This window comes from Lachnoclostridium sp. An169, from assembly GCF_002160525.1.
In the GTDB taxonomy this organism is placed as follows: Bacteria; Bacillota; Clostridia; order Lachnospirales; family Lachnospiraceae; genus Mediterraneibacter; species Mediterraneibacter cottocaccae.
On sequence record NZ_NFKT01000045.1, the window covers coordinates 1 to 13311 of the forward strand.

Genomic DNA, 13311 nt, shown 5'->3' on the forward strand with positions numbered 1-13311 from the left:
TTTCTCGTTTCTCATGGCTGTACCTCCTGAAATGAAAATGCTCTAAGTGACTGCTTCACTAACCATGACAAAAACCATGATTAAGAAGTCACTTAGAGCATACATCTCCTGCCGCTAGCTTATATTTCTTATACTGCCGCACGGCAAAGTGATCCGGATCTTTCTGCTCCAGTGCGTCAAAGAGCAGATCCACCGCATTTTTAAAGGACTCGTCATCTTCCCGGACTTCCATTGCATTGATCATCTCGACCAGCGTAGAAAAGTTTTGCTCGTTCTCCGGCGCTTCATAGTAGATATATCCGATCAGCGCCGTATACAAAAGTGTCTCCGCTTTCTGCCAGAAATCATCCCCGGCTTTTCCTTCCCCTTTCGTATTGGCGATCAACACTGTCACCAATTTTAAGATATCTTTTTCACAATGGATATACGCAAAAGGATTATAATGCATGCTTTTCTTAAAATTGATGGTATTGAATACCTTGATCCGGAATGGCTCATAGATGATCTTTCCTTTTTTATCACGGAGCGGTTTCCCGTCTTTTCCTGTCTTCGGTCTTCCTCTTTGTAGCATCTTCCCGCACTCTACTAATACCGTTCCCTTTGGATCTGTCACCACATAGGAACTGTGAAGTTGCATCAGGTTCGGTTTTATGAAAAACCGAGTCTTGCCGCTTCCGGAACCGCCGACCACAAGAACATTCTTGTTTCTTGCATATGCCGGGTTCTTCGGTCTTCCTGACATCATCAGCCCCTCCGTCTGTGTCAGGATAATATTATTCTCCGGCTTCGGATCCATAAATGGCGCAATATCCGCTTTTGTTCCCCATCTGGCGCTTCCGTACTCTACGTTCTTCCGGTACTTCTTTGCATCTTTTCCTTTCAGATATACAGCAAAACGCATGACCGCCATCCCGCATACTCCTACCAGCCAGTCAGATAAAGCTCCCGGCCATATACTCTGAACTGCCAGTGAAAATCCTTCTGCCAGTCCTAAGAGCTTCTGTGACATATCAACTCCGGGCGCAAGACGCACAGCTTGTCCGACTTTTGCAAAAATAAAGAGAAACAACAGATACGGCAGGTTCAGGATCAGCTGACGCTTAAACGCCTCCCGATCCATTTTCATCGCTCCGGCCCTCCGTGTTCCTTGTTCCTCACGCGGTCACGGCCGAGCGCCTGTGCCAGTTCCTTAAATTTACTAAGCTGTGCCAGCAGAGACGGTCTTTTTGTCCGGGTAAGATCCTTTCTTGTATATTCTTTAAACGCCGCAGTCACGGCATCAGCCTGGTTCGCCTTGAAATAAACGGTCCATGACGGCGGTGTAGTAGCTGTATTCTTTTCAATATGATAGCGGACCTGATATTTTCTGGCATACCGTTCAAAGGATCGAATCCTGCCCGGTACGTCAATCGTATTCGTTCCGCCGTCTCTTCCAGCCAGGCGCTTCATACTGTTGCGTCCGACTGTCGGTGTCGTCCTTTGCTGCTCCATTTTCCGAAGCGCAGCTGCAATCGCTGACTTCAGGACACGTCCGGACAGCTTTGCCGCCTGGACCGTAATAGATACGGTTCTTTGTTCAATATCTTCCTGCAACTAAGTCCTCCTTCCTTTCCATTCTGTTATCTCGCAATCTCAAAAGCCTGCTGTTTTGGTTTGTCTCCTGCCGACTTCGCCGCCTGGTCAATCTGCATCTTCGCTTGTTTAAGAAACGTTTTGATAACCGACTGAGGCCGGATCCTTTCTTCCAGCTGATCCACCAGATCTTTACAGTCATCTGGAAGCTGCTCTGCAATCCTTTTCCTGACTTCATCCATATCGCCGATAAATCCCCAGCAGCTCTCTTTCAGCTCACCCTTTTCATACAGCTCGTATCCGTAACACTCTCCGCGGAGATACGCATCATAAATTTCAACTTCATCACGAAGAGCTTTCTTTGTCATTTCCCTGATCTTCGGTGTCATCTCTGCTGCACCAAATGCTTTGAGGGCATCTTCTTTTGATACATAGATCCATCCCACCTGTGCACTATCCCAGGGATCGTGAAAACTGACTGTCCTCATAGCCAAACCGCTGTGGTCAAGGAGATACAGCGGCAGCATGATATATTTTTTTGAAATCACATTCAGCATAGTCTCCGCTACTGCCTGCTCATTCCGGTTTGGCCCGGTCATTTTCCTGCTCCAGATCGCATTGACCATCCATTCATACCGCTTCATGCCCTTTTCATCATGCCCGACTGTATTCAGGTACATTTCCCTGAGAAAATCGTCAGGATCAATATAATTATGATGATCCCCCAAGGCATAGCGGGGATGGAAACAGACCATTGTTCCAAGTGTCTCGTCCACTTCCCGCGGACTGATCATCACATCGTCCGGCTGTACCAGCAGAAGATAGGCGTCTTTCGCTGCCATCAGCATTTCACATCAGCTCCTTTCCGGTGTGTTCTTCTGCACGGTTTCCTTTCTCTCCGTCTGCGCAGCCTGCATTTTCCTTGTATCAAGCTGCTCTTTCACAGAAGGATTACGGTTATTTTCCTTCTCCTGCCCTTCTCTCCCGAAAAAGTCCGGCAGCTCCTTAAATCCGATACTGTCCACATACCATGCTCTTTCCTGACCGTATTCGTGAAAGACGACAATATCTGATACAGATAGAGAGTGCCCCTTATAATCTGCCGGAAGATCCAGGTTCAGGTCTTCAAAAATCGTATGCAACGTATCTCCGGGCGTCAGCTCCGCCGAGTAGACCATCTGATAATTCTCCCTTTCAATCGAAAGCCCTTTCTCCTGCAGCCAGCTAAAAGGCATAAAACGGTACGGATCTGTGCTGTAAGATAGATTGAGCTGATAGATGGAATAGGTATTGATCCCGTATCTCTTTTCATAATCAGAAATCATCCTATGTAAAGGTACAGCCTCATCCGACAGGTATTCCTCCTGTACAGCTGTCGCAATGCACATCCGCACCTTCCACGTCTTCCCATCAAGCAGATCCCGCGCGATTTTTTCTCTTTCTGCCTGCGGATTGCTGCACATTTCAGCATAAGACGGACTGTTCTTTCTCAGAAATGTGTCTGTTTTAAAAGCCAAATCTTTCGATTCGCTCAGACGTTCCGCTTTACCACTCGAATATCCATTCAGCGATCTTTCTTCTTTCTGATCCATAATCAGGACTCTTCCGGCCACTTTTTTAAACTGCTTCGGCTGATGAAATTCTTCTTCATATTTTTTCAGCAGATGATCCGGAAGATCACAAAAGTCATCTTCTCCTGCTCCGGCAATAAAGAACCTCCCGGCAATAATGTCATATACTTCCCCTTTGCTGTCGTGGAGCGGCCGGTTCAGAGGCATCCCTTTCATCTTCCCTTCCTGATTGCAGATAAGGACTGCCGGATCATCTGAAAATTCTACTGTCTGGATCCTGCCTCCGACTGCTGCCTGCATCGCCCGCAGACTGTTCTCAATTTCTGTCTCATAAGGAACTTTCCCCGGTTCTATCATTAACACTTTCATCGCACAGCCGCCTCCTTCTTTTTATTTTCCGTTCCTGTCAGAACTGCTGCCTGTTTCTGATCCTTCCTCACGGATAATTTCCCCAGTATAGAGGCTTTCTTCTCACGCTCCGCAAAAATACCGCCTGCCATAGATTCTAAGATCTCGGCGGCGGTATGCTCTGCCCTGTGAGGTTCCTGCCCCTCTACCGTATACCCCGGAAGGAGCAGCCCGTTATATTCAAATTCTTTTGCATATTCCTTCGGGATCGGCGGGGAAATTTCTCTGAATAAATGTGCATATGCTTTCTTCCGCCCTTCCACATATTTCATCGCAGCAGTTCTATCCGGATACCTTTTCTCAACCTGCCCGGCTAATTTTACCTCCCTTTTCCGGCTGTTCAGACTCACATTCCATGTGACGTACGCCGCGACAGGCACATTCTCTTTTGTCTTCGGATCATATTCTGTCTCTACCCAGATCATATACCACATTTTATATACACGGTTGCTGATCTCCATCCCGTTCGTATTGTTCTTATCCTGTCTCCACTGGTTACCTGTATGTTCTGCTTCTGGTACAGAAAGATAATCAACTGCATGATCCAACAGCGTCGTAACCGCCGCAGCCCGTTCCCATTCGTCTGCCAGCCCTTTCATACGCTCAAAAATATTCTGTTCCACAGCTGCACTTTTTCCCCTGAGATTTTTCAGCTCCTCTAATGAAGTTTCTACAAAAGGCGACAGATCTGCCCGCTCGGAGCGAAATGTGATCCCATGATCTATCCTTAACTTCCCTCCTGGCTCGAGACAGTCTCCACGGATATTCAGATCATAAAACTTCCTGACTTCCAATCCGTACCCCCTTTCATCCTATTTCCGGTTCTTTCTTTTTATCAGATGCCGGACGCCCTGATTTTCCCATATCTTTTCCACTCTCTTTCAGCTGATCCACTACAGAAGATTTTTTCTGTTCCGGCTCACTTCCTTCTGTCTGATATCCCGGAAGCAGTACGCCATTCACCGAAAACAGATTTTCATATTCCTTTGGTACCGGCGGAGAAATTTCTCTAAAGAAATGTGCATATGCAGTCTTCTGTCCTTCCAGATATTCACTTGCTTCATTTTTGTCCATAAACCGCATCTTAATCCGCCCGTCGATCACTGTCGGACCTTCCGGTCCTTCTACCGGGGAATTCAGCGACACCTGCCAGCTGACATACCAGACTGTAGGATTTTTATCTCTTGTCAGGCTGTCCAGATTTCTTCTCTCCCGAATCCAGACTTTCATTTTATACACACGGTTACTGATTTCCTCCCCTGTGCCAGAAGACCGTTTTATCCACTGATTTCCTGTATGTTTTACTTCCGGAGTATCAAGATATTCCAGTGCCTGCTCATACTGCTGGGTAACTGTCGCCTGCTTCTCCCACTCTTTTGCCGCCGCTTTTACGATCTCAAAGGCTTTCTGCTCGTCACTCATGCTCTCTGCTCGCATCGCTTTTATTTTTTCTTTGCCCTGACCGATCAGATTTAAAATATCCTGATTTTCGCAGATTACGGAATGTTCAAGCCGGATTTCTTTTCCTTCGATTAAACGGTCTGTTCGATGCGCAACAAAATGATTCATCTCTTCTATTGTCTCCACCTCCCATCTAAAGCTCCGGCTCCGTTTTTCTCACCGCAGCCATATATTCTGATTTTGTCTTTGCGCTCTTCCCTGCCTCCAACCGATCCAGTACCGAGCTTCTTTCAGTTCCAAACATAGACAGCTGCCCATCCGACGCCTCGCGTATCCCGCTGATATCCAGAGATCGTGTCGTCTCTTCGTGGGTAAGGATATTCTGCAGTTTCAACTCCGCCACGATTTCATCAAACACGGCATTGATCGCCCTGCGTTCCTCTCCTTCGGGATAAGCCTTGATAATATCCAGATGTCCATTCTCTCCGCTGCTAAAAGCAACCGCACTCTCTGCATGTCCGACCAGATAATCCGAACGATAGGGCAGCTTATCTTTGATATAGCAGGCAAAAGCTCTGGCGCTCATCTCTGCGTTGCAATCCCAGTATCCTCCATCTTTCCCATATTCCTTTCCCATTCTGATCGAATTCTGGTAATAATCTGTCTTGATCTGTCTGGGCTTCACAGTCTCCTGTTCAGACATCCCGTGAAGTATCCGCTCGTAAGCCTCCAACATCCCCCTGTCAGTCTTCGGGATCATCCGTCCGCTTACCTCTTTTTTTAGGGCATTGATCTTCTCAACCGCTCCTGGTTGCCCTGATAAAAATGCCGCCTTGAGCTCGGTATATTGTTCCCTCTGTGCTTTATTTCCATTCTGATCCAGAGAAGAGGAAACAGCATCATCCAACACTCTTTCTGCATTTTTCTTTGCCCTGCACATTTCCTGTTCTGCCCGCTCCTGCGCCTGTTCCGGGCTCTCCAGCTTATATTTCATAACACTTTCCAGCTTACGGAAAAGAGGGTGGCTTCCAGGTTTTTCGGAAAGCATCTCCCCGGCTCCCATCTTTACGCCTAAATAATCGTCTAAACCATGCCACCACTCATGTGCGAGTGAACCTGCCCCATGCATCTTTGTCAGATTGATCACTTTCCTGAGCGGCTCATAATGAGCCGCTGCATTTCCGCTGCCGCGGGCACCAAAAGCAATGGAAAGCGTACCCTGATAGGAGATATCCCTGTCATTGATCTTCAACGCCGACGCCAGATCTTTCAATGCTTCAAATCCCATATTGAGAGATGCCTGCCGGTCATTCTGGTTCATCCAGTTTCCGAACTCGCCGCCCCGGAAGCCAAACGTATCCAGATAATCCTTTCCCGTAATATCCTGACCATTGCGATAGTCCGGTCCATTCCGCCGGACTTTGGAAAGCTGCTCCGGAACAAATCTCTTTTTCCCTCCGCGCCCACGGTCTTTTGCTTTTTCCTGCGCCCAGTGAAGCGCCTCATCCCATGTCGCCAGATTATTTTTTAGGATCTGATACCCTTTCGTCACATAATAGGTATCCGGCTTCCATTCCCCGGATCTTGAATAACCGTTTTCTCCGTCATAATAGCGGATCGAATACCCCCGCGGAACTTTTCTCTCTTTTGGTACGCCAAACTGCTCGCTCTGCGCCTTTTTTGTAAAGTGCCACTCAAACTGATCTGTAGAACGGATGTGCAAAGTTGTAAAAAGTTTGTCTGTAACTGACGGATTATCCCGCCCTTTCTTTTCCACCATATACCACGCACTGCCGCCCATTATCGGAACTCTGCTCAGATAGCCGTTACCGACCATAAATCTGTCGCAGGCCTTCATCGCATCTTCTACGGTCCGGACATCTTTCATCACAGCCTCCAGCTGTCGGACAGTTTCAATATATTCTTTCTGTCTGGCAAGCCTTTTTTCCGTTGTGTTGTCGCCATACGGATATCGGGGCGACGCAGGGAGGCAGTCTCTTACTTTCTTGATATAATAAACGACACCCAGCGGGATACCTTCGTCAATCATTGCTTGATAGTCCGGCTTTTTCCAGATATTATCTTTTTTGACGTACTTCTCCGCTTCCCTTTCGTTCATACTTTCCAGATCATCTGTGTACAGCCCCCTGCTCTTCCACAAATCCTTTTTTGCGCCGCCGATCTTCTCACCAAAGTCTTCATGCTGTATGTTCTTTGCTATCGTTTTTCACCTCCAACTTCGCTCACTTCCACTTGTCATAATAATTCCGCCCTGCATCCCGTTCACGGATCCGGTTTCTTAAAAAGACGTCGGCTTCCCTCTGCGCCAGACGGTTCAAAGCGCCTGCGTCTTCCGGCATGACGGCAAATTCCTGTTCTTCCTGATACCAGAGTCCACATGTGAATGCCGCGATCGCCGGAAGCTGCTCGGGATCATACGGGTACAGACGGTACACCGGACAGTCTCCGTAAAGCAGAAGCTGCTTTGCCGTCTCCATCGGGATCCTGATCATATCAGGATCCGAATTTTCTGCATCCAGCATATATTCCATGTTCAGCTGATGCTGGATATATTCATCCGAAACCTGGACCGCCAGTTTTCTCCATACGTCAAAAATTTCTAAAAGATGGACCTGGATCAGACCGGTCTGGTCTTCCCGGTAACGGAATCCCCAGGTTCGCAGTTCCAGTTTTTCACAAAGCCGCATTGTCATCCATGCCTCCAGACTGATCTCTGTCTGTTCTCCTCCGCTGTCCACGATACTGACGCCGGAAGGATACTGGATCACACCTCTGATATCCTGACGCAGCGTGTTTACATCGGTCAGCAGAACTTCGCCATAAAAATGACCGTACCTCTCTTCCATGATATGGAACAGGAACGCACGGCCATCTTCATATTCTCTTGTAAAAATTGTCTGTTGGATCTTTCCGGTGGAACAATACGCATCCATTGCATCTCCTAGCCGCAGACGCCCGTTTCCCATCACTGCGATCAGGTCTGTTCCGTGACCTTTCATCAGGGAACTCATATTGCGCTCCACATCTTCCGTATAATCACCGCACATTATGTGCAGCTTATAAATAAAATCCGTCAGATCCACTTCTGAAATATAGTAGATCCTCGTCAGTGCTTCCTGCATCATCTTTCATTCTCCCTTCTACCGGCTTTCCCGGTCCTTTGCCGGAACAGTCCGTACTGTTCCCTGATCTATCTGCAATTTCTGGTCTTTCATCGCTTTCAGTACCGAAGGTCTCTGTGCCGCCTTTTCCAACCGCTCCAGACTCTGTAGAGACTTTTCTGCGCCATTACGGATTGCAGAAACACAGCTTTTCTCCGTCCGGATCACAGCTTTCAGCGCACCGGCAGCCCTTCCGTTTTCTTTTGCAGTTTCGGAAAGCTCCTTTCCCCGAAGGACTCTTCCCATATTTTTCAGATGCCGTCCTGTCTCATGGAACTCTGCACCGAATGACTCTACTCTGGAAATCGCCCGGTTACTTGTCTGGATGCTTTTGTCTGCCGCCTCCCTGATGCCCTCCAGCATCGTCTTTAAACCAAGGAACCGGGTAATCCCATCCAGAGCGTCCACGCCTCTCTGTTTAAAATCTGAAAGGATATTCTGGCAGCCGCTCACAATCTTATCTTTTAAATCATTCAGCCTGCTTCTCATATCTGCAATACTTTCTTCCATTGCCCGGCAGCTTTTCTTCATAACTGCTTTCAGGGAATGGCTCTGCGCCTCCTGCATCTCCTGACGCATATTTTTTAATTCGCCCACAGCCTCGGCAAGCCGGTTCTCCATCTCGCCCACATAACTGATCAGCTGAGCAAATTCCTCCGCACCCGGCGTTTTATTTTCCTGAAACAGTGCCATGACTTCTTTTACCTGTTCATTTTCCGCAAGCTGCCCTCTCTCCTGCTCCATCATTCTTCTGTCCTCCCGGACACCGGTTTCTCCCCGGCTATCCTGCTCACCGTCTCCGGTGCCGTTTCAAAGATCTGCATCAGACGTTTCGCAGTTCCGGACGGCTGCGCCGCCCCGCTTGTCCACAGCCGGACCGTGGAAGGAGTGACATTCATCAGCAGGGCAAAACCTTTCTCATTCATATCCAGCTTTTCCATCAACCCCTTGACCATATCCGGTCCATAGTCCGGACACCGGGCTGCTTCTGCGATCAGATGCAGCGCAGTATTCTCTTTCTTCATCATCTCTGAAATTCCTCCTAAATAGAAATGGCCGCCTCTTTCTGGCGGCTCACATCGGGATCTTCTTTTATCTGTTGTAATCTGCACAGCAGTTTCTCATTGTAATCTTTTCCTGTCCGGGGAGGATTGATCCCTACCCGGATATGCTTAAACATGGGATCCTTATGCAGTGCTGATCTAATCTTCCGTGCATTGACAAGGCCTGCCAGGTCATTATCCATATAGAGTGTAACCCGCAGGATCTCCGGGTGCCTTTCCAGAAAGGAGAACAGCGCCACTCCGGATGTTCCTCCCAAAGATAATCTGTATCCATCCCACTTCCAGCCTTCCACCTCCTGCAAAGTGGCATGGGAAAGCGCATCTATAGGCGCTTCAAACACAGCGACCTGCCGGCTCCCCGGATGTTCCGGCGGATAGCAGAAACTGTATCTCTTGTCGCTTCCGTAGACATCCTTTTTCAGCTTTCCCATAATGCTCCGCATACAGGCAAATCTCGCTTTCTTTTCATCATCCTTCCCTACAAATACACAGACTGCTTCACCTTTGTATCTGGCTTCATAGAAAATCCCTAACCGGAAACACTTCAGGATCACCTCACTGCTGATCCCTCTCCGCCGCAAATAGGATACCGCAAATGTAGCACACCGCCTGGCCCAGGGAAGGGAGAAAGATTCCGCTGATGGATTTCCCTGCTTTCTTTGCTCTCCTGCCACGTTTCTTTCCTGATCCGTTACTGCCCTGGAACTCTTCGGGATTGATACCGAACGCGTATCCGTGCCGAGCAGTTGATTTACTGCATCGACCAGATCATATCCCCGGATCTCAATCAGATAATCTAATGCATTGATACTTCGCCCCCGGCTGTTCCAATACCAATATTTTTTCCCAGTAACATATACCAGGCTGTCATGCTCCCTGTGCCGGTAATTCGGTCCATCTCTCTTTAATACCGTCGGCTCATGGAACTGCAGGTAAGCAAACAGATCCGTCTCCCTGGCCTGTTGGATCTGTTCTTTGGTCACGCCCGGCATAACAACTGTATGATTCCAATCAGTACCATACTGCACCTCCCTGCTTCTGAAAATTTATCCATACAGATCGTGATTCACCTCCGCCCTGTAATAACTGTCCATTGTCGCCGGCGCATTGAATAAGGCTGCCAGCAGATAGGATTTGATATTGCTGATCTTCGCCGTGTTCCTGTCCATACACTCAAAGACATACTCCAGATGTCCGGAGTTCAGCTTCAGGAACCGGCTCCGGACAATTTCTTTCGGATAGTCTTCCCCCGCAATACGGATATACGGTCGTCTGGCAGCCACTGTTTCAAGTATCAGTTCTACTGTTTCATCCATGCGCTCCTTCCCATAACGGCTGATAAGACACTCATACTCCACGTTATCCCTGATAATCTCACGATATGCATCCACCAGATCAGATCCATCAATCCCAGCCCGGATCTCTGTATCACCATCAGAAGATGGATTGATTGATAGATCCGTTCTTAATTTTTTCGTAATTGGTGGATCAGTCTTTTGTATATTAGTATTTAATTGTGCCGGTTTTTCCTGTTCAGGTTTCTCCTGTTCAGGCTTTGCCTGTCCTGGATTTACCTGTCCTGGATTTTCCCGTTTAGGTGAACTGCTCTCTCTGCTGGTCTCCGCAGGTGTCTCATGTATCGTGTATTCAATATCTCCCAACTGACCATTTTCACACCGGAGGCGCCGTCTCGTCAGATATCCATACCGTTCCAGTTCTTTCAGCGCAGTACCGATAGAATCAACTCCCTCCTTACAGATCTGCGCCAGCCCTTTCGTGGTATAATCCCAATCCTCCGGGAGCGACAGCATCAGCGATAAAAGCCCTTTCGCTTTTAAAGACAGCTTTGGATTGCGAAGATGATGGTTGCTCATAATCGTAAAATCTTTTGTCTTTTCCACTCGGAATACAGCCATACTGCGCTCCCCCTTTCTGTTGTCCTATTTACAAATCGCGGTCTCTATGCTCATAATGCAGATGCCCCGCTGATACTTTTGCATGATTTCTGATCTTAATATGCCTGTTCTCCTGATTCTTCAGGGCTTTCTTATATCCCTCATCTGTCAGGAAAAGACGCATCCGGTCTCCTTTATCCCCAATCGGAGAGTCAGAAGATAATACATCAAAGACAATCATGTGCTTTGTATCCTCTGCAAATCTCTCCAGAGCCATAATGTCATGTCCTTTCAGTTTATCCGCCCGGGACTGCCGTCTTGCTTCCGCAATCATTTCCCCAACTGTGCGGGGAGGATAAGGCAGCTTGTAATTGCTCTGAATATCTTTCACTAGATCCATACATTCATCCGCCGACATACTCCGCAGCTTATCTGCCAGGCTTTGAGCCGCTTCACGCTGCTTAGGATCCGTCGTATACCGGGCAGTAAGATAAAGTTCATTGAGCACTTTTGTCTGACAGTCTCCCTCGACCTGAAAGAGCTGCCGTTTTTCCAATTCATTCAATTCCATACTGTGTTCCCCTTTCTAAAAAAGGCACAAAAAAAGCCCGACAGTAAAACTTAAAATTTACCATCGGGCAACATACCGGAACCCATCCAGCAACGCAATTCCGGTTCATTTTTCGGTTAACAATCAAATGCCTGCTTTCTTAAGCAGACAGCCTTTTTTGCCCCCAAGGGGCATGTTTCAAAATAAAATAAAACCCGTAAACGTTGAATTTACGGGCTTTGTGAGCTCCCCCTGTTGGACTTGAACCAACGACACTTCGGTTAACAGCCGAATGCTCTACCGACTGAGCTAAGGAGGATCATTGTGAGGTTTGCACAAATATCAAACCTGTTTTTTGTTCATCCTGTCTTAGCCCTTTCCGGTATGTAACCGTGTCGTGTGCTCTACCGACTGAGCTAAGGAGGAATATTTAATTTTCATGGCATCCTGCACTCAGGAAATGAACTTTCCCTCGCGGTTCTGCCAAGTGGAGAATACGAGAGTCGAACTCGTGACCTCCTGCTTGCAAGGCAGGCGCTCTCCCAACTGAGCTAATCCCCCGAAACATGTTCTGTGAACTTTTATACAATACCATATTCCAGTAGATTCTGTCAAGAGTTTTTTTCTTTTTAATTTTCTCTTTTTTACTTTTTTACTTTCTTTCCTCTCCTTTTCCCTCTCTCTTTTCCTCTCCCTCACATTGCTTTTCCCACTCCCGCCAGTTTCCGGGCTGTGATGCCTCATATTTCCGCTGCGTTCCACTCCCGAACGAAAGCGTGATCGCCGTGGTAATATGAGCACACAGCCGGACACCCGACAGTCATACAAAAAGCAATTCAGACAGTTCAGAATCCAAGCAGCCGGTTCAGCAGCGGATTTGCATCATACAGAAAACTCAGGATGCTGCTCTTCTCAATCATCTCAAAGCACGCCATCCCCGCTTCCGTTGTGTAAAGCAGCGTGATAACAAGGAATCCCACCCAGACGATCACCAGACCCAGGACAATTCCCAGCACGCCGCCTGCCAGGTGATTGATCAGTCCCAGCACCGGCAGCTCGCCGATAATATTTACCGCGAACATCAGCGCCTTTACGATAATGATGGCGAGTAGGAAAGTCACGAGGAATGACACCACATTCAGAACCATCCGTGAGATAAATGCCGCCACATATTTCGGAAAGCTGTCAGCTCCAAGTTCCTGATAGATGATACTGTTGTTATTCTCCAGAAGGGCATCTTTCAAAAACTGGGGAAGCGGCGAATTCTCAATCTCCGCGATCTGGGTATCTCTGGGAATCTCACCGAGAAGCCCGAGAATGTCATCTGCCGTGATGCCGAGCCTGTCCCAGTTCAGATTACCGAGATCTGCTCTCTGTTCCGGCGTCAGATCTGCAAAAGGCGTACCGCTTAAGTCCGCCTGAGCAAGCTGTTCCTCCGTAATCTCCGGCATAAATGTCTCGACGCATCTCTCCTCAATATAGTCGTCAATGGGCGTGTACTCCGCCAGGGCGTCCGCCACATAGGGCGAGAACAGCACTACAATCACAAGGGTAAGCACAGTGGATACCAGGGAAAGTCCCAGTTTCAGGAACCCGCGCACATACCCCACTACAATACAGATTATAAATATTACTGCAATTACAATTAAAAGCCAGTTATCCATTTCG

At 48.0% G+C, this 13311-nt stretch carries 13 protein-coding genes, 2 tRNA genes and 1 pseudogene; all 16 read right to left on the reverse strand.

Annotation, left to right across the window (positions count from 1 at the left end; genetic code table 11):
- Positions 1-106 precede the first annotated feature (106 nt).
- Positions 107-1126 (reverse strand): annotated as a pseudogene (locus tag B5F07_RS20360) (type IV secretory system conjugative DNA transfer family protein); the annotation flags it as partial.
- Positions 1123-1593, reverse strand: a complete 471-nt coding sequence (locus B5F07_RS20365) for a PcfB family protein (RefSeq protein WP_087163033.1) — start codon at positions 1591-1593, stop codon at positions 1123-1125. The pseudogene B5F07_RS20360 and the gene B5F07_RS20365, both read right to left, overlap by 4 nt.
- 26 nt (positions 1594-1619) lie before the next feature.
- Positions 1620-2420, reverse strand: coding sequence for a hypothetical protein (locus tag B5F07_RS20370; RefSeq protein WP_087163034.1), 801 nt, complete (start codon positions 2418-2420; stop codon positions 1620-1622).
- 6 nt (positions 2421-2426) lie between these two features.
- Positions 2427-3512: a DUF3846 domain-containing protein gene (locus B5F07_RS20375; protein ID WP_087163035.1), complete on the reverse strand. Its 1086-nt coding sequence runs from the start codon at positions 3510-3512 to the stop codon at positions 2427-2429.
- Positions 3509-4345: a hypothetical protein gene (locus B5F07_RS20380; protein WP_087163036.1), complete on the reverse strand. Its 837-nt coding sequence runs from the start codon at positions 4343-4345 to the stop codon at positions 3509-3511. The genes B5F07_RS20375 and B5F07_RS20380 overlap by 4 nt, the downstream gene beginning before the upstream one ends.
- A gap of 13 nt (positions 4346-4358) precedes the next feature.
- Positions 4359-5120 carry a hypothetical protein gene (locus tag B5F07_RS20385; protein WP_087163037.1) on the reverse strand — a complete coding sequence of 254 codons (762 nt, stop codon included), beginning with the start codon at positions 5118-5120 and terminating at the stop codon, positions 4359-4361.
- Between the two features lie 25 nt (positions 5121-5145).
- Positions 5146-7071 carry an LPD1 domain-containing protein gene (locus B5F07_RS20390; protein WP_330397913.1) on the reverse strand — a complete coding sequence of 642 codons (1926 nt, stop codon included), beginning with the start codon at positions 7069-7071 and terminating at the stop codon, positions 5146-5148.
- Positions 7072-7195: 124 nt separating this feature from the next.
- A complete protein-coding gene (locus B5F07_RS20395) occupies positions 7196-8098 on the reverse strand; it encodes a hypothetical protein (RefSeq protein WP_087163039.1) in 903 nt (300 codons plus the stop codon).
- Positions 8099-8113: 15 nt separating this feature from the next.
- Complete coding sequence (locus B5F07_RS20400; RefSeq protein WP_087163040.1) at positions 8114-8881, reverse strand: DUF6674 family protein; 768 nt, start codon at positions 8879-8881, stop codon at positions 8114-8116.
- Positions 8878-9162 (reverse strand): helix-turn-helix domain-containing protein, encoded by a 285-nt coding sequence (locus tag B5F07_RS20405; protein ID WP_087163041.1) that lies wholly within the window; start codon positions 9160-9162, stop codon positions 8878-8880. Before B5F07_RS20405 ends, B5F07_RS20400 begins: the two co-directional genes overlap by 4 nt.
- A 14-nt stretch (positions 9163-9176) precedes the next feature.
- Positions 9177-10190: a toprim domain-containing protein gene (locus B5F07_RS20410; protein WP_087163042.1), complete on the reverse strand. Its 1014-nt coding sequence runs from the start codon at positions 10188-10190 to the stop codon at positions 9177-9179.
- A gap of 54 nt (positions 10191-10244) precedes the next feature.
- Positions 10245-11114, reverse strand: a complete 870-nt coding sequence (locus tag B5F07_RS20415) for a DUF6017 domain-containing protein (RefSeq protein WP_087163043.1) — start codon at positions 11112-11114, stop codon at positions 10245-10247.
- A 28-nt stretch (positions 11115-11142) separates the two neighbouring features.
- Positions 11143-11664 carry a DUF5720 family protein gene (locus B5F07_RS20420; protein WP_087163044.1) on the reverse strand — a complete coding sequence of 174 codons (522 nt, stop codon included), beginning with the start codon at positions 11662-11664 and terminating at the stop codon, positions 11143-11145.
- Between the two features lie 225 nt (positions 11665-11889).
- Positions 11890-11962, reverse strand: a tRNA-Asn gene (locus tag B5F07_RS20425).
- Positions 11963-12131: 169 nt separating this feature from the next.
- A tRNA-Ala gene (locus B5F07_RS20430) sits at positions 12132-12204 on the reverse strand.
- A gap of 284 nt (positions 12205-12488) precedes the next feature.
- Complete coding sequence (locus B5F07_RS20435; RefSeq protein WP_087163045.1) at positions 12489-13307, reverse strand: CvpA family protein; 819 nt, start codon at positions 13305-13307, stop codon at positions 12489-12491.
- Positions 13308-13311: the final 4 nt, after the last annotated feature.